General features: G+C 41.6%; 16 protein-coding genes and 2 pseudogenes. 12 read left to right on the top strand and 6 right to left on the bottom strand.

Annotation, left to right across the window (positions count from 1 at the left end; all coding sequences use genetic code 11):
- Positions 1-2: 2 nt before the first annotated feature.
- Complete coding sequence (gene cspD / locus LP316_RS12055; RefSeq protein WP_193021407.1) at positions 3-224, bottom strand: cold shock domain-containing protein CspD; 222 nt, start codon at positions 222-224, stop codon at positions 3-5.
- Positions 225-435: 211 nt separating this feature from the next.
- Between cspD and clpS the strand changes: the two genes are divergently transcribed.
- Together clpS and clpA are read left to right on the top strand one after the other, a co-directional pair.
- A complete protein-coding gene (clpS, locus tag LP316_RS12050) occupies positions 436-756 on the top strand; it encodes an ATP-dependent Clp protease adapter ClpS (RefSeq protein WP_193021406.1) in 321 nt (106 codons plus the stop codon).
- A gap of 27 nt (positions 757-783) precedes the next feature.
- A complete protein-coding gene (gene clpA, locus LP316_RS12045) occupies positions 784-3,039 on the top strand; it encodes an ATP-dependent Clp protease ATP-binding subunit ClpA (protein WP_193021405.1) in 2,256 nt (751 codons plus the stop codon).
- A 101-nt stretch (positions 3,040-3,140) separates the two neighbouring features.
- On the opposite strand, the gene infA is transcribed toward clpA, so the two are convergent.
- The 5 genes from infA to ald all read right to left on the bottom strand — a co-directional run bounded on the left by infA (position 3,141) and on the right by ald (position 7,088).
- Complete coding sequence (infA, locus tag LP316_RS12040) at positions 3,141-3,359, bottom strand: translation initiation factor IF-1 (protein ID WP_011043571.1); 219 nt, start codon at positions 3,357-3,359, stop codon at positions 3,141-3,143.
- Between the two features lie 87 nt (positions 3,360-3,446).
- A complete protein-coding gene (locus tag LP316_RS12035; RefSeq protein ID WP_193021404.1) occupies positions 3,447-4,148 on the bottom strand; it encodes an arginyltransferase in 702 nt (233 codons plus the stop codon).
- Entirely contained in the window at positions 4,145-4,858 is a 714-nt protein-coding gene (gene aat, locus LP316_RS12030; RefSeq protein WP_193021403.1) for a leucyl/phenylalanyl-tRNA--protein transferase, read from the bottom strand. The genes LP316_RS12035 and aat overlap by 4 nt, the downstream gene beginning before the upstream one ends.
- A gap of 17 nt (positions 4,859-4,875) precedes the next feature.
- Complete coding sequence (gene trxB / locus LP316_RS12025) at positions 4,876-5,826, bottom strand: thioredoxin-disulfide reductase (protein ID WP_193021402.1); 951 nt, start codon at positions 5,824-5,826, stop codon at positions 4,876-4,878.
- Between the two features lie 140 nt (positions 5,827-5,966).
- Positions 5,967-7,088, bottom strand: a complete 1,122-nt coding sequence (gene ald, locus LP316_RS12020; protein ID WP_193021401.1) for an alanine dehydrogenase — start codon at positions 7,086-7,088, stop codon at positions 5,967-5,969.
- Between the two features lie 123 nt (positions 7,089-7,211).
- Between ald and lrp the strand changes: the two genes are divergently transcribed.
- The 10 genes and pseudogenes from lrp to LP316_RS11975 all read left to right on the top strand — a co-directional run bounded on the left by lrp (position 7,212) and on the right by LP316_RS11975 (position 17,555).
- Complete coding sequence (lrp, locus tag LP316_RS12015) at positions 7,212-7,697, top strand: leucine-responsive transcriptional regulator Lrp (protein WP_193021400.1); 486 nt, start codon at positions 7,212-7,214, stop codon at positions 7,695-7,697.
- 60 nt (positions 7,698-7,757) lie between these two features.
- Positions 7,758-8,270: pseudogene (locus tag LP316_RS16195) on the top strand (DNA translocase FtsK 4TM domain-containing protein); the annotation flags it as partial.
- 495 nt (positions 8,271-8,765) lie between these two features.
- Positions 8,766-10,253, top strand: a pseudogene (locus LP316_RS16190) (DNA translocase FtsK); the annotation flags it as partial.
- A 19-nt stretch (positions 10,254-10,272) separates the two neighbouring features.
- Positions 10,273-10,932, top strand: coding sequence for an outer membrane lipoprotein chaperone LolA (gene lolA / locus LP316_RS12005; protein ID WP_193021398.1), 660 nt, complete (start codon positions 10,273-10,275; stop codon positions 10,930-10,932).
- Complete coding sequence (locus LP316_RS12000; protein WP_193021397.1) at positions 10,916-12,271, top strand: replication-associated recombination protein A; 1,356 nt, start codon at positions 10,916-10,918, stop codon at positions 12,269-12,271. The genes lolA and LP316_RS12000 overlap by 17 nt, the downstream gene beginning before the upstream one ends.
- The gene (crcB, locus tag LP316_RS11995; protein ID WP_193021396.1) at positions 12,252-12,653 is read left to right on the top strand and encodes a fluoride efflux transporter CrcB; all 402 of its coding nucleotides are present in this window, start codon (positions 12,252-12,254) and stop codon (positions 12,651-12,653) included. Before LP316_RS12000 ends, crcB begins: the two co-directional genes overlap by 20 nt.
- Before the next feature lie 17 nt (positions 12,654-12,670).
- On the top strand, positions 12,671-13,951 hold the full coding sequence (serS, locus tag LP316_RS11990) for a serine--tRNA ligase (RefSeq protein ID WP_193021395.1): 1,281 nt from the start codon (positions 12,671-12,673) through the stop codon (positions 13,949-13,951).
- Positions 13,952-14,340: 389 nt separating this feature from the next.
- Positions 14,341-14,841 carry a TlpA family protein disulfide reductase gene (locus LP316_RS11985; RefSeq protein ID WP_226960737.1) on the top strand — a complete coding sequence of 167 codons (501 nt, stop codon included), beginning with the start codon at positions 14,341-14,343 and terminating at the stop codon, positions 14,839-14,841.
- Between the two features lie 83 nt (positions 14,842-14,924).
- Positions 14,925-16,052 (top strand): M14-type cytosolic carboxypeptidase, encoded by a 1,128-nt coding sequence (locus LP316_RS11980; RefSeq protein ID WP_193021394.1) that lies wholly within the window; start codon positions 14,925-14,927, stop codon positions 16,050-16,052.
- Positions 16,053-16,073: 21 nt separating this feature from the next.
- Entirely contained in the window at positions 16,074-17,555 is a 1,482-nt protein-coding gene (locus LP316_RS11975) for an alanine/glycine:cation symporter family protein (RefSeq protein ID WP_193021393.1), read from the top strand.
- The last annotated feature ends 52 nt before the right edge of the window (positions 17,556-17,607 follow it).

Raw genomic sequence — 17,607 nt, 5'->3', positions numbered from 1 at the left:
CGCTATTCTTCACTCGGTAAATCAACCGGTGTGATGCTCGCAGCATGGTGACCTTTAGGACCTTCATTTAATTCATAATTAACGTCTTGGCCTGCTTTAAGCGTGCGGTAACCATCCATTTGAATCGTTGAATAATGGGCAAAAATATCTTCGCCACCATCATCAGGACGAATGAAACCAAACCCCTTTGCATTGTTAAACCATTTAACTGTACCGTGAGCCATACATCAACTTCCTTCTAAATCCTTCGGTAATTAGTTATGCTGTGCTTATCGGCAATAACAACACAGCCATGGCTAAAATTTAGCCACATAAGAAATCGTAGATAATATAAAAAATTAGTCAAGAGTTTTTGTTAAAAAACTTATTAAAATTTTACAAATATCTTTACATTCTTGATGGCGTAAACCCTAAACTTAAGACTATTATATAAATATGAGCATTTGGAATTCATCAACCCAACATGGCGAAGCGCTTGATGAGCAAGTAAAAAACAGACTGCAACCGCCATCAATGTATAACGTAATTCTATACAACGATGATTACACCCCAATGGATTTTGTGGTTGAAGTTTTGAGGAAGTTTTTTAACAAGAATGTCGAGCAAGCCACTGACATCATGTTAAACGTACATTATAAAGGCCAAGCAAGTTGCGGAACGTATACTGCTGAGGTCGCGGAAACCAAAGTTAGCCAAGTGTGCGATTACGCCCTTGAACATGAGCACCCGTTAAGGTGCGGTATGGAACAGGCGTAAATTCATCAGGTTTTATTGGAGTAACTTATGTTAAATAAAGATCTAGAAATATCGTTAAATTTAGCGTTTAGAGATGCCAAGGAGCATCGTCATGAGTTTATGACGGTAGAGCATTTGTTGCTTGCTTTATTAGACAATCCGTCAGCAGTTGAAACACTTAGTGCCTGTGGCGCCGATATGTCACAACTTAAAAATGAACTCAAAACATTCATCACAGAAACTACCCCAGTAATACCAGAAGGGGAAGAAGAGAGAGAAACACAACCTACGCTTGGTTTTCAGCGGGTATTGCAGCGCGCGGTGTTTCATGTACAGTCATCGGGTAAGTCTGAAGTTAATGGCTCAAATGTGCTAGTCGCAATCTTCAGTGAGCAAGAATCACAGGCTGTTTACTTTTTGAAAAAGTTAGATATCTCAAGATTGGATATTGTTAATTTTATTTCTCACGGTATTGCTAAAAACGCCCAGCATGAATTACCGCAACACGATGATAATGCAATTCAGACAGAGGAAGAGCCCCGCACTGTCGAAAATTTTTCTGTTAACCTTAATGAAGAAGCTCGCAAAGGTAATATCGATCCGCTAATTGGTCGTGAAAATGAATTAGAGAGAACTTTACAAATTTTAAGCCGTCGCCGCAAAAATAACCCTTTATTTGTCGGTGAGGCAGGGGTTGGTAAAACGGCTATTGCTGAAGGGTTAGCAAATTTAGTGATATCAGAGGATGTTCCCGAGTTTTTAGCCGATGCCACAATCTATTCACTTGATATGGGAGCGCTTTTAGCTGGAACAAAATATCGTGGTGATTTTGAAAAACGCTTTAAAGCCTTATTAAAAGATCTAGAGCAAGACGACAACGCAATATTATTTATCGACGAAATTCACACCATTATAGGGGCAGGCGCTGCTTCTGGTGGTATGATGGACGCCTCGAATTTATTAAAACCTTTGCTGTCTTCAGGAAAGCTGCGCTGTATTGGTTCAACAACTTATCAAGAGTACCAAAGTATCTTTGAAAAAGATCGCGCACTGGCTCGTCGTTTCCAAAAAATTGATGTCTCAGAGCCAAGTGTTGAGGATACGACGAAAATTTTGCAGGGCTTAAAAGAAAAATACGAAGCACATCATGGCATTCGTTACACCAACAAGGCATTAAAAGCAGCAGCTCAATTAGCCGATAAATATATCAATGAACGTTTTTTACCTGACAAAGCTATCGACATCATTGACGAAGCCGGTGCTAAACAACAATTGGTGGCAGCGAGTAAACGCAAGAAAGTTATTAAGGATAATGATATTGAAACCATTGTTGCGAAAATGGCTAGAATTCCAGAAAAAAGTGTATCATCGTCCGAAAAAGATAATTTGAAATCGTTAGATCGCAATTTAAAAATGTTGGTATTTGGTCAAGATCACGCGATTGATGATTTAACTTCAGTTATTCGCTTATCGCGCTCAGGTTTAGGTAATGAAGGTAAGCCAATCGGCTCGTTTTTATTTGCAGGACCAACTGGCGTTGGTAAAACCGAAGTAACCAAGCAATTAGCGACATTACTAGGCGTTGAATTTTTGCGGTTTGATATGTCTGAGTATATGGAAAAACATGCTGTTAGTCGGTTAATTGGTGCGCCTCCTGGCTACGTTGGTTATGAGCAAGGTGGTTTATTGACCGATGCGGTGATCAAACACCCTCATTCAGTTGTACTGCTTGATGAGATAGAAAAAGCGCATAGCGATGTTTTTAATATTTTATTGCAGGTGATGGATCACGGTACCTTGACTGATAATAATGGCCGCAAAGCCGATTTTAGAAATGTTATTTTGGTGCTTACGACCAACGCTGGTGTAACTGAAACCACTAAGCAAAGTATCGGCTTTAAGCAACAAGATCACAGCTATGATGCGATGGATGAAATTAACAAGGTATTTTCACCAGAGTTTAGAAATCGCTTAGACAATATCGTTTGGTTTAACCACTTATCACCTGAGGTTATTGCCCAAGTCATTGATAAGTTCATTGTCGAACTTCAAGCACAACTTGATCAAAAAGGTGTGTCATTAGAGTTAACGCGTGATGCGAAGCAATGGCTAGCTAACAATGGTTATGATAAAGCAATGGGGGCAAGACCAATGGCTAGATTAATTTCAGAGAAGTTGAAAAAGCCGCTGGCCAATGAATTACTCTTTGGTGAATTAACTCAAGGTGGCGTTGCTAAGGTCAATGTTGCTAAAAATGAGTTGGTGATCAAAGTAGAGCCGAAAAAAGAATTAGTTGAAAACTAATGATAGAAGGAAGTGCGGTGGTTGGCTGTATTTCCGGCTTTTTAAGGCCGATAGAAACAAAAAAAGCTCGCAAAATGCGAGCTTTTTTATTGGCTAACTATTTAGCGGGCACGGAAAATAATGCGACCTTTCGATAAATCGTAAGGCGTTAACTCAACTGTTACTTTGTCGCCAGTTAAAATACGGATGTAATTTTTACGCATTTTACCTGAAATATGAGCAGTAACAACGTGTCCATTTTCTAATTCAACACGGAACATGGTATTTGGTAAGGTATCTAAAACCGTACCTTGCATTTCAATATTTTCTTCTTTCGCCATTGGGCGCGTGACCTCTAAAGTTCATTAAATAAAAAGTTGCGCAGATCATGCCGAAATAGTTGGCTAATGTAAAGTCAAAGCGACTATTTATTTAACAGTTTGCCAGTTATTCTCAATAAATCGTTGATACGGTGTGAATTTGGTTTTGTAATTCATCTTTTGACAGGTGTCTATTTGATAACCCAGATAAAGGTAGGGTTTGTCTAACGTTTTACTGAGGTTGATTTGTTGTAAAATTGAATACATGCCCAATGAACGTTTTCGATACTCTGGATGGTAAAAGGTGTAAACAGCAGATAATGCATTAGGCAACACATCGGTAACCGCAACGCTAAGTAGCGTATCCTCTTGCCATATTTCGACAAATACTTGTGGTGATAAATTACACGCTAAAAATGAGTAAAACTGCTCTCTTGATGCAGGATACATTGAGCCATCAGTATGTAGGGTATTAATATAATGCTCGAATAACGGGAAGTAATTATCACAAAAATTATGCTCAATCTTTACCACTAAGTCACTGTTTTTATTTGTTAAACGCTTTTGACTTTTACTCGGTTTAAATTCACCTGCAATCACGCGAATTGACTGGCAGGCATTACAACTATCGCAATTAGGGCGGTAGAGTTGATCGCCGCTACGACGGAAACCATTGGCCATTAGCCAGCCATAGTTTGGCGTGTTATGAAGGCGTTCATCTACCGCAATGAGTAGCTTTTCTTGTTGATCTTTAAGGTAGCTACAGGGAAAATCGCGGGTTACGCCAAAGGTTAAACTTGCACTGCTCATGTCGTTAAGTATAGCTCACGCGGATGCCAGACGCCGCTCGGTAGTGAAGTTTTTATCGCAGTGTTTTTTTGTTGGATAAACTCATCTCGGCTGATCTCTATTGCACCCATACTGGCAAGAAACGGATTGTTAATTTGGCAATCAATAAAGTTGATGTCGTGCGATGACAGCAATTGGCTCAGTGCTAACAAAGCAACCTTTGATGCATTGGGCGCTTGATAGAACATCGATTCACCAGAGAAAAAGCCATTGATGGCGACACCATACAAACCACCAACTAATTGCTTGTCTTGCCAGACTTCAATGGAATGAGCATGGCCAAGCTTGTGTAAGCTGTGATAAGCAACTTGCATATCTTCAACAATCCAAGTTTCCTCATGGCGAAACGGCGCATCGGCACACTGACTAATGACTTCTTCAAAGGCATAGTTACAGGTGATTCGATAATCCATTTTCTTCAAAAACTTACGAAGTGTTTTATTAACTCGAATATCACTTGTTGGAATAATCGCGCGAGGATCGGGCGACCACCACATGATTGGCTCGTCTTGGCTATACCATGGAAATATTCCATTGGCGTATGCTTCAATTAATCGGCTAGGAGATAAATCGCCGCCAAGGGCGAGTAAACCATTTGGCTCAGAAAGGGCAAAATGAGGATCGGGAAAAGCCAGACTGTGTTCATTTAAAAAATGAAGTGTCTGGCTCATCAATTAACGGCCTAAACTTACGCTTTTGCGTCTAAGTAGCGCTCTGCATCTAATGCCGCCATACAGCCAGCACCTGCAGAGGTAATAGCTTGACGATAAATGTGATCAGCTACATCACCAGCAGCAAACACACCTTCAACACTGGTTTGTGTTGCGTTACCGTTAGTACCACTTTGAATGCTTAGGTAGCCATCTTTCATGTCTAATTGACCTTTAAAGATGTCAGTGTTTGGTTTGTGACCAATCGCAATAAATACACCAGAGACATCAAATTCTTCTGTTGCATCTGATTTTGTATCTTTTAAGCGAACACCTGTTACACCCATGTCATCGCCAAGCACTTCGTCTAATGTACGGTCTAAGTGAAGCACAATATTGCCGTTCTCAACTTTATCCATTAAGCGTTGAGTTAAGATTTTTTCAGAGCGGAAAGTGTCACGACGGTGCACTAAATGCACTTCTGAAGCGATATTTGATAAGTAAAGCGCTTCTTCTACAGCTGTGTTACCGCCACCAACTACGGCAACTTTTTGGTTGCGGTAGAAGAAACCATCACAGGTTGCACAAGCAGAAACACCTTTACCCATAAAGGCTTCTTCAGATGGTAAGCCCAAGTATTGTGCTGATGCGCCAGTACAAATAATGAGGGCGTCACAAGTGTATTCTTCATTGCCTTTTAATTTAAATGGGCGTGATTCTAGGTCAACTTCTTCAATGTGATCAAAAATGATTTCTGTATCAAATTTCTCTGCGTGTTGTTGCATACGCACCATTAAATCAGGACCAGTTAAATCATTAGCGTCGCCAGGCCAGTTTTCAACTTCAGTTGTTGTTGTCAACTGACCACCTTGTTGCATACCGGTGATCATAACTGGGTTTAAGTTAGCACGTGCAGCATAAACCGCAGCAGTATAACCCGCAGGGCCAGAACCTAAAATTAACAGAGGGCAATGTCTTGCTTCACTCATGTGATACTCCAAAATAGAAAAGCTTAATCAATTTATTGGGATCGTAAGTGATTTGTTCAAGAGGGTAAAATAACTTTTTAAGTAAAAAAAAACGTGCAACTTATAAAGTGCACGTTTTTATTTACAGGCAGGGTGATAAATTAAGCGTTAAGTAACGCAACACCTGGATCTGTATATTCAAAGCCTAGGTTTTCAGCTACTTCTTTAACCGTTACTTGGCCATTGATCACGTTCAAACCATTTAACAGGTGCTTATCGTCTAATAGCGCCTTTTGGTAACCTTTGTTTGCTAACTGGATGATGTATGGCAGTGTTGCATTGTTTAATGCAAACGTTGATGTACGCGGCACCGCACCCGGCATGTTAGCTACACAGTAGTGAACAACTTCGTCAACAATGTAAGTTGGTTCAGCGTGTGTAGTAGGTGTTGAAGTTTCAATACAGCCACCTTGGTCAATTGCTACATCAACAATTGCCGAACCCGGCTTCATGTTAGCGATGTGCTCTTTTGTCACTAATTTAGGTGCAGCCGCGCCCGGAATTAACACACCACCAATGACTAAGTCAGCTTCTAACACGTGTTTTTCTAACGCGTCCGCAGTTGAGTAGATAGCTTGGATTTTGTTGCCAAACTGCGCATCTAGCTTGCGAAGAACATTGATATTGCGATCTAAAACAACAACATTCGCGCCCATGCCTACAGCCATTTGTGCGGCATTGTTACCAACCATACCGCCACCGATAATAACCACTTTAGCTGGTTCAACGCCTGGTACGCCACCTAACAACATGCCGCGACCTGCGTTAGATTTTTCTAATGCTTGAGCACCGGCTTGAATTGACATGCGGCCAGCAACTTCTGACATAGGAGCAAGCAACGGTAAACCACCATTGTTATCTGTCACTGTTTCATAAGCGATACAGATAGCTTTGCTGTTTACTAGATCTTGCGTTTGCGCTAAATCTGGTGCTAGGTGCAAGTAAGTAAATAAGATTTGACCTTCACGCAACATTGCACGCTCAACTGCTTGTGGCTCTTTTACTTTGACAATCATTTCTGATTGAGCAAAAACTTCTTCAGCAGTAGTTAAAATAGTAGCGCCTGCATCGATATAGTCTTGGTCGGTAAAACCAATACCAGAACCCGCCTCCGTTTCAACGAATACGCTGTGACCGTGATTAATAACTTCACGTACACTTGCAGGTACCATACCTACGCGGTACTCGTGGTTTTTAATCTCTTTAGGAACACCAATAATCATTTGTTAAATCTCATAGTTAAAATTTGTGACTAGTATAGTGATATTTGTCTAGAATATATCCTCGTAGATTTGTTGTTTTTAGCATATAATCCTGTCAAATATCGATTTTATAGATTTATATATATGACGACAGCAAAGCAAAATAAGAAACTTGATCGTATCGATAAAAACATTTTAGTCGAGTTACAAAAAAACGGTCGACTTTCTAATGTCGAGCTATCTAAAAGAGTAGGCTTGAGCCCAACGCCTTGTTTGGAAAGGGTTAAAAGGCTTGAGAATGAAAAGTACATTACAGGATATACGGCGACATTAAACCCCGAATTATTGCAGGCAGCATTACTGGTTATTGTTGAAATTACCTTAACGAAAACGAGCCCTGATGTGTTTGACGATTTTGCTAAAGCGGTTCGAGGTATTGATGTGATTCAAGAATGTCATCTGGTTTCAGGGAATTTTGATTTTCTATTGAAGACTCGTGTTGCCGATATGGCTGCTTATCGCAAACTGCTTGGTGATACCTTGTTAAGGCTGCCTGCCGTAAGTGAGAGTAGAACGTATGTCGTGATGGAAGAGGTAAAATCGACCAATCAACTACCAATATTGCGTTAAATTATTTGCGCCTCGGTTAATTCATGTTAATTTATACAGCATAGCAATAATAAATAGCGAATGGTTAAACTTTTGTCTGAACAGTCTCTTCAACAATCTCCGAAATTAACTGGCATCCAACGTTTGTTAGAAGCAGGTATGTTAGTCTCTTGTGTTTTTGCTCTTTATTTAATGGTCGTTTTATTTAGTTTCGACCCAGCAGATCCTGGTTGGTCTCAAACCGGCTATCAAACACCGATACGAAACTTAGGCGGAGCAGTAGGAGCCTATCTATCAGATGTTTTGCTCAATACGTTTGGTTGGCTAGCCTATTCGTTGCCCTTTGTGATCGCCATAACTGGTTGGTTGCTATTTCAACGTTACCACAAGTTAATGGAGCTTGATTACCTTACATTAGGCTTAAAAGTCGTTGGCTTTTTAATGCTTCTTATTGGCTTAACGGCATTAGCGAGTATGAATTTCGATGATATTTACTACTTTAGTGCAGGTGGCATTATCGGCGATGTAGTAAGTAACGCTTTATTACCTTACTTATCATTTGTTGGCACGACCTTATTTTATTTGCTTTTCATTGCCGCTGGTTTTGTCCTGCTGACGGGATATTCATGGTTGAGTATTATCGATGGCATTGGTGAATACACGATTAAAGCTGCACTGTATTTGGTTGCGCTACCTGCGTATTTAAAAGAAAAGTTTGCGCCTAATAGCAGTGATAGTGAGCAGCGCCAAAACGTTGTTCAGGAAAATGAGACCGATGTCAGTTTTGACGAATTTCCGAGTAAAGCTAAAACACCTGAACAGCTAGAACCACAGTTAAATATTCAAGAAGCATTTGAAGCGATTAATAGCACAGAAGCCTTTGAAGATAAAAACGAACAGGACTTCGTGGAAATCGACGAGTTAATCGATGGCCCAGTTGTTACATCGGTACAAGAGCATGTCAGTGAAGCGGAAATTGCAGCTGCCTTTGAAAAAACACCGGTAATCGAAGTACCAACACCGACTCAACCGAGTAGCCAAGAACAAAATAATAACGCAGCACAGCCGATCGATAAATATCAGGGCATGCCGTCAATTGAATTACTCGATAGACCCGACAAAGCTGAAAATCCAATTAACCAAGAAGATTTAGACAATGTTAGTCGTTTGGTTGAGGCTAAGTTACTTGATTTTAATATTCAAGCACAGGTTGTTTCAGTATTTCCAGGCCCAGTAATTACGCGCTTTGAGCTCGATTTGGCGCCGGGTGTTAAGGTAAGCAAAATTACCAACTTATCAAAAGATTTAGCCAGAGCGTTATCAGCGATCAGTGTTCGCGTTGTTGAAGTGATTCCTGGGAAATCGGTTATTGGCCTAGAGTTACCAAACAAACATCGTGAAATTGTCCGCTTAAGTGAGGTGATTTCGTGCAATAAATTTGTCGAGAGTAAATCGCCGTTAACCATGGTTTTAGGTAAAGATATAGCTGGCGACCCTGTGGTTGTTGATTTAGCGAAAATGCCACACTTATTGGTCGCAGGTACCACAGGTTCGGGTAAATCTGTTGGTGTTAATACCATGATTTTGAGCTTGTTATACAAAGCTACGCCGGAAGAAGTGCGTTTGATCATGATCGACCCGAAAATGCTTGAGCTTTCGGTGTATGAGGGGATCCCACACCTATTAGCAGAAGTCGTAACTGATATGAAAGAAGCAGCCAATGCACTTCGTTGGTGTGTCGGTGAGATGGAAAGACGCTATAAGTTAATGTCGGCCATGGGCGTACGTAATTTAAAAGGCTTTAACCAAAAAGTCGCGCAAGCAAAAGCCGATGGCACACCGCTCACCGATCCTTTATGGAAGCCTGGTGATTCGATGGACGAAACCGCACCTGAATTAGAAAAGCTGCCGAGTATCGTTGTAGTGGTCGATGAATTTGCCGACATGATGATGATCGTCGGTAAAAAAGTTGAAGAGTTAATTGCCCGTATTGCGCAAAAAGCACGTGCCGCAGGTATTCACTTGGTGTTGGCTACACAGCGCCCATCGGTAGATGTTATCACCGGTTTAATTAAAGCCAATATTCCAACGCGTATGGCGTTCCAAGTGTCATCTCGTATCGACTCTAGAACCATATTAGACCAACAAGGTGCAGAACAATTACTCGGGCAAGGTGATATGCTTTATTTACCACCGGGTACGGGTGTACCTACCCGCGTTCATGGTGCGTTTGTTGACGATCACGAAGTTCATGCGGTTGTTAGCGACTGGAAGCAACGCGGAGAGCCAAATTACTTAGATGAAATTTTATCGGGTGAGAGTGAACAAGAAATCCTATTACCGGGTGAACAAGCCGAAGGCAGTGGTGAAGAAGAATTAGACACGTTATACGATGAAGCACTAGCATTTGTTACAGAAAGTCGACGCGCATCTATTTCAGGTGTCCAACGCAAATTCAGAATTGGTTACAACCGAGCCGCTAGAATCATTGAACAAATGGAGCTCCAAGGTGTCGTAAGTGCACCGGGTCACAATGGTGCGCGTGAAGTTTTAGCGCCGCCACCAGTAAAAGCCTAAGCGAGTTTTCTAGATGTATATGAAAAAATTATTGTTGCCACTTGTATTGGGGTTTAGCAGTGCAGTTGTTAGTGTTAGTTGTTTTGCCCAGAGCCAAAGTCAGTTTACCACTGAGCCTAATTCAGTAGCGTCTGCTCAAATCAAACAGGCTTTACAGGCAAAGCTGTCGAAACTAGACGGCTTTAGCGCTGATTTTAGCCAGCGAGTAATTGATGCGGAAGGTCAAGAAATTGCTAATGGTCAGGGGCAGTTAACGGTAGAAAAGCCAAATAAAGTACACTGGCACACGCAATCGCCTGACGAAACGTTAATTATTGCCAATGGCGAAACCTTATGGTTTTACGACCCATTTATAGAACAGGTCAGTATTTATAATTTTGACCAAGCATTAGCCAATACCCCAATTTTATTACTCAGTAGTAATGATGACAAACTCTGGCAGGGTTATCGCGTATTACAAGTTCAATCCTCATTTGTTATAGAGTCTTTAGACGAGCAAGCTCACGTCAAAGCGCTCCAACTCAAGTTTGTTAACGATAAGCTCGATCAATTAGTAATATTTGATGCGACCGGTCAAATAAGTGAAATCAGTTTAACGATGAAAGCGTCAGACTCAACGCCGTCAATTTTTGAGTTTGAGATCCCGCAAGGCACGCATATTGATGACCAACGTCAATAACTCCTTTGATTTTGATCTAGATATTCCGAGTGAGTTTCAACCACTTGCTGCGGTTTTAAGGCCTAAATCACTCGATCAATATATCGGCCAAGAACACATCCTGGGTGCCGGTAAACCTTTGCGCGCAGCGATTGAAGCAGGGCAGTGCCACTCGGTTATCTTTTGGGGGCCGCCAGGTACGGGTAAGACGACATTAGCTGAATTAATTGCACATCATGCCAACGCTGAAATCATTCGTTTATCTGCTGTCACTTCAGGCATTAAGGACATACGAATCGCGATAGATCAGGCAAAAGATAATGCGATTCACAAAAATAAACGCACCTTATTATTTGTTGATGAAGTACACCGGTTTAACAAATCACAACAAGATGCTTTTTTACCACATATTGAAGATGGCACGATTGTTTTTATAGGTGCGACGACCGAAAACCCCGCCTTTGAATTAAATAAAGCGATATTGTCACGAACGCGGGTCTATACCTTAAAAAAGCTTGAAGAGGCTCATTTAAACCAAATCATTGCCAATGCTCTGGTGTTTTTAGCTAACAAAGAGTCAATCGACATCTCAATTGATGACCATGCCAAACGGCAACTTGTCGCTTTGGCGGCAGGCGATGCGAGAAGAACACTGAACCTACTCGACAATGCCGTTGAACTAGCGAGCGTTGAAAATCATCAGAAAACCATCTCACTTGATCATATAACGCAAGTGGCGGGCGATAAAATTGCGCTATACGACAAAGGCGGTGACGCATTTTACGATGTTATTAGCGCGTTTCATAAATCGGTACGCGGCTCTGATCCCGATGCGGCGCTGTATTGGTTTGCTCGTATTATCAACGCCGGTGGCGACCCGCTTTACGTAGCGAGACGTTTATTGGCGATAGCATCGGAAGATATTGGCAATGCCGATCCTAGAGCGATGCAACTTGCCATCAACGCTTGGGACACCTTCCATCGCGTTGGCCCAGCAGAAGGTGAAAGGGCGATTGCCCAAGCAACGGTTTATATGGCGCTAGCACCAAAAAGTAATGCTGTGTATACCGCCTTTAAACAGGCTCGCGAGCTCGCTGCTCAAACCGCCGATTTAGCCGTGCCGGTTCACTTGAGAAATTCAACAAGCGCGATCACAAAATCACTTGGTCACGGGCAAGAATACCGTTATGCTCATGATGAAGAAAATGCCTTTGCTGCTGGTGAAAACTATTTTCCGCCAGAAATTGCTCAAACGCGTTTTTATTACCCAACCGAGCGAGGCTTAGAAAAGCAACTCAAACAAAAACGCGACTACCTAGATAATCTCAACAAGGATGCTAATGACAAGCGGTATAAATAACTATTTAGTTTACCTCACAGTAGCCATAGGTGGTGGTCTAGGGGCAAGTTTGCGGTTTTTCGTTTATCAACAAACGGCTAGTTTACTTGGTAAGGGCTTTCCATATGCAACTTTATTGGTGAACTTGGTCGGCTCATTTTTACTCGGTCTGCTCTACAGTTTGATCGAACAAGGCCATATAGACGCTGGCGTTTATCGCAGTTTAATTGGCATTGGCTTTCTCGGTGCATTCACCACATTTTCTACCTTCAGCGTTGACACAATACTCTTGTTTCAACAAGGCTTTTTATTAAAAGCGATGACAAATATAGTTCTTAATGTCAGTTTGTGTATAATGGCGGCCGCATTAGGAATGTTTATAGTGACACTCATTAACAAATAACCGACAAGTGATAAAACATGCTTGACTCAAAACAGCTTAGAACCAACATCAACGATATCGCTCAAAACCTTGCAAAACGTGGTTTTACATTAGATGTTGAAACATTTAATAAACTTGAAGAGCAACGCAAGGCGATTCAAGTTAAAACTCAAGACTTACAAAACGAGCGCAATACGCGTTCTAAATCAATTGGCCAAGCCAAAGCTCGCGGCGAAGATATAGCGCCACTACTTGCCCAAGTGAACGAACTTGGTAGTGCACTTGATAGCGCTAAAGAAGAGCTTAATAGCGTATTAGCGAAAATTGATGAGCTCGTGTCGGCTATTCCAAACTTATTATCTGATGAAGTACCAGAAGGTGCTGACGAAGACGATAACGTTGAAGTTCGTCGTTGGGGCACGCCAAAGACTTACGATTTTGACGTAAAAGATCACGTAGACCTAGCGAGTGCTTTAGACAAAGGTTTAGACTTTGAAGCCGGCGCTAAATTAGCAGGTACGCGTTTTGTCGTTATGCGTGGCCAAATCGCGCGACTGCACCGCGCGTTAGCGCAATTTATGCTCGACGTGCACAGCACAGAGCATGGCTACGAAGAAATGTATGTGCCGTATTTAGTTAATCACAACTCTTTATATGGTACTGGCCAATTACCAAAGTTCGGTGAAGACTTATTCCACACCGACTTGGCCAACCGTCATTTTTCATTGATTCCAACAGCTGAAGTACCCTTAACAAACTTAGTGCGTGATGACATCTTAGCCGAAGATCAATTGCCGATTAAAATGACGGCTCATACACCGTGTTTCCGTTCGGAAGCCGGTTCATCAGGTCGTGATATTCGCGGTTTAATTCGTCAGCATCAATTCGACAAAGTTGAAATGGTGCAAATCGTTAAGCCGGAAGATTCATTTAAAGCATTAGACGAGTTAACACGTCATGCGGAAGTTATCCTCGAGAAATTAGAGTTACCATACCGCACCGTCGTGTTGTGTAGCGGTGATATCGGTTTTAGTGCAACCAAAACCTTCGATATTGAAGTGTGGTTGCCTGCGCAAAATACCTATCGTGAAATCTCGTCTTGCTCTAACATGGGCGATTTCCAAGCGCGCCGTATGCAAGCGCGTTACCGCAACAGTGAAACCAATAAGCCTGAACTTGTTCACACATTAAACGGCTCAGGTTTAGCAGTCGGTCGTACTTTAGTTGCTATTTTAGAAAACTATCAGTGTGCTGATGGTCGCATCGAAATACCAACAGTATTGCAGCCTTATATGCGTAACGAAACTCACATTGGCTAATTCTGACGGTTAATTTCACTTACTTCATTGTTGAAGTTGCGAATTATATGAAAAACTATAAATTAGCAACTTCGCCTCGAATTAAGCAAAATTTCCTCGCCAGAATGAGGGCTTAAGGCTAAAAGAAGTAAAGCATAGGCAGCTATGCGCGTTAAACCTTCTTTGAACTAAGCTTAAATCCCTCACTAAAATCCGAGATGTTTGAAAGGTCAGCTAATGATGCTGGCCTTTTTATTTGGATCGCTGTCATTGCCGCGAATGCCTATATGGATATAGGTAATTAGAATAATGCAGGGAGCAATTATCGAGGCGGAAATCTCGAGAATACCGCTTACCGATAATGAAAGAAAAGATATGATATAAAGGTCTAATCAGTTAAATTTAAATTAATGGGAAGTGTTGTTGTGTTGCGCAGTTTAGCTATCCAGCTTGTCTTTTTTATTGCTGTTTTTAATGTTCTTAGCCTGTTTAAAGAATCTTCTATGCTATCAGATAACAGCCAAGTTAGTACCGAATTGGTGAACCTACCCACCCTAGATGACAAAACAATAGCAATCACCGCACAGCAAAAAAAGAAAGTACTCTATTTCTTTGCACCATGGTGTCAGATCTGCCATGCGAGTATCGGTAATTTAGAAAATATATACCTTAAACGCGATGATATTGATGTTGTCGCTATCGCGTTAGATTTTGATAGTATTGAAGAGGTTCAAACATTTGTCGCCGATAAAGCGCTAACGTTTCCCGTAGCATTAGGTAATAGTGAGCTCAAAACAACCTTCCAAATAACTGGCTACCCAAGTTATTATGTGATTGATGAAAATAACAAGGTTGTTGCTCAATCCCTGGGTTATAGCACCGAGCTTGGTCTCTATTTACGAACACTCTAACGATTTCACTGCAATAACGACTTCTTATATCGATACTGTTTGTGTACACTAGGTCGCGACGTTAATTTTATAAGAATAATTTTATGCAAATTACAGCGAATTTCGACAGCGGTAACATCCGTGTGTTAAATGCAGAAAATCCAGAAAACATTCAGTTAGAAATTGAACATGATAACCAATCTGAGTTTTATCAGTGGTTCCATTTTAAAGTGCATAACACAGAGCGCAGCCCACTGACGATGCACTTGATGAATGCCGGTAAATCAGCTTACGTAGAAGGCTGGCATAATTACCAAGCGGTCGCCTCATACGATAGAGAGTTCTGGTTCCGCGTGCCAACAAGTTTCGACGGTGACAAACTCACCATAGAGTTTGAACCAGAGCACGACAGCGTCTACTTTGCCTACTTTGCGCCATATAGCTACGAGCGCCACCAAGATTTAATTCACAACGCCCAACTTTCTCCAGATTGCCAATTACAAGTATTAGGTCAAACGCTAGATGGTCGTGATATGACCTTGTTAAAAATTGGTGAAGAAGGCGAGGGCAAGAAAACAATTTGGCTGACCGCTCGACAACACCCCGGCGAAACCATGGCCGAATGGTTCATGGAAGGTTTTATCGATAGATTGTTAGATGAAGACGATGGCGTTGCGCGCGCAATCTTAGATAAAGCCGTGTTTTACTGTGTGCCGAACATGAACCCTGACGGCAGTGTCAGAGGCCACCTTCGCACCAATGCTAAGGGCGTAAACCTTAACCGTGAATGGCAAACACCAAGCATGGAAAATAGCCCTGAAGTTTACTTGGTTGTAGAAAAAATGCACCAAACCGGTGTCGATATGCACCTAGACATTCACGGTGATGAAGCCTTGCCGTATAACTTTGTCGCAGGTTGTGAGGGGATTCCTTCATATGACGAAAAACACAAAGCCTTAGAAGACAAATTTAAACAAATTTTATTGGCGATCACGCCAGAGTTTCAAGATGAAAAAGGCTACGATAAAGACGAGCCAGGCCAAGCAAATTTAACGGTCGGCTCAAACTGGGTTGGCGAAACCTTTAAATGCTTGGCGTACACGATTGAAATGCCATTTAAAGACAATATTTTATTGCCAGATCAACACGTAGGTTGGTCTGATACGAGAAGTAGCTTGTTTGGACGTGACGTACTTACCGCTATTTTTCACGTTGTTGACGATTTAAGATAATAATAATTCCAAGGAGTATTTGTGTTAGAACTAGTTCAGTCATTGAATGACGTTATTTGGAGCCCAGCACTGATTTATTTGTGTTTGGGCGCTGGTATTTTCTTTTCGATCGTCACAAGATTTGTGCAAATTCGTCACTTCCGTGAAATGTGGCGACTATTACTTTCTGGTAAAAGCTCTGATCAAGGTATCTCATCTTTCCAAGCATTGGCGGTTTCATTATCGGGTCGTGTTGGTACAGGTAATATTGCAGGTGTTGCAGCGGCTATTGGTTTTGGTGGTCCTGGGGCTGTGTTTTGGATGTGGATTGTGGCGTTTTTTGGCGCAGCAACGGCTTATATCGAATCAACAAACGCGCAAATCTATAAAGAAGAGCACGATGGTTTATACCGTGGTGGTCCAGCTTATTATATTGAAAAAGCATTAGGCCAAAAATGGTATGCATGGATATTTGCTATTGCCACAGTAATCGCTTGTGGTGTGTTATTGCCTACAGTGCAATCCAACTCAATTGGTAATGCGGTCGAAATGGCATTTGGCTCAGGTACGATGATCGACACAGCGCTAGGCCAAATTAGCTCAGCAAAAATTTACACCGCATCGTTTATTGTCTTGTTACTCGGCTTTATTATCTTTGGTGGTGTTAAGCGTATCGCTAGTTTTACTCAAGTTGTTGTACCATTTATGGCGCTAGCATATATCATTATCGCATTCGTTGTTATTGCACTTCATATTGATAAATTACCAGGTGTTGTAATGATGATCATCAATGATGCATTCTCACCGATGGCTGGTGTTGGTGCTGCAATTGGTTGGGGTGTGAAACGCGGTGTTTATTCAAATGAAGCTGGTCAGGGTACGGGTCCTCATGCAGCGGCAGCGGCAGAGGTAGAACACCCGTCGCAACAAGGTTTAGTCCAAGCATTCTCTGTTTATATTGATACCCTATTTGTTTGTTCTGCAACAGCATTTATTATCTTGATCACAGATTCATACAACGTTCATGCTGCGGGTGAATCATTTATTGTTAAGAATGTTGCGGCAGATGTCGCTGCAAACAGCCCTGCATTTACTCAGATTGCAGTAGACAGCGTATTAACTGGCGTAGGTAAGCCATTCATCGCATTAGCGTTGTTCTTCTTTGCGTTTACAACGATTCTTGCGTATTACTTTATCGCAGAGAATAATGTTGCTTACATTAAGCGTACCTTCAATTTCCCAATTTTAACGTTCTTGTTAAAGGTGGTGATTATGGCGGCAACCTTCTACGGTACCGTTAAAGCCGCTGATATTGCATGGGGCTTAGGTGATGTAGGTGTTGGGATGATGGCTTGGTTAAATATTATTGGTATTTTAATCATCTTCTTCGTCGCTAAACCGGCATTAACGGCATTAAAAGATTACGAGCGTCAACAAAAAGAAGGTGTTGAGCACTTCACCTTTGATCCAGAAAAATTAGGCATTAAAAATGCTGATTTATGGCAAGAGCGCAAAGAAAAATAAATAAACTTATTTTTCATAAAAAAACGCCCTATATGGGCGTTTTTTTTTGTAG

The sequence above is a fragment of the Thalassotalea sp. LPB0316 genome (genome assembly GCF_014898095.1).
Classification (GTDB): domain Bacteria; phylum Pseudomonadota; class Gammaproteobacteria; order Enterobacterales; family Alteromonadaceae; genus Thalassotalea_G.
This window is presented reverse-complemented; position numbering and strand designations above follow the sequence as displayed.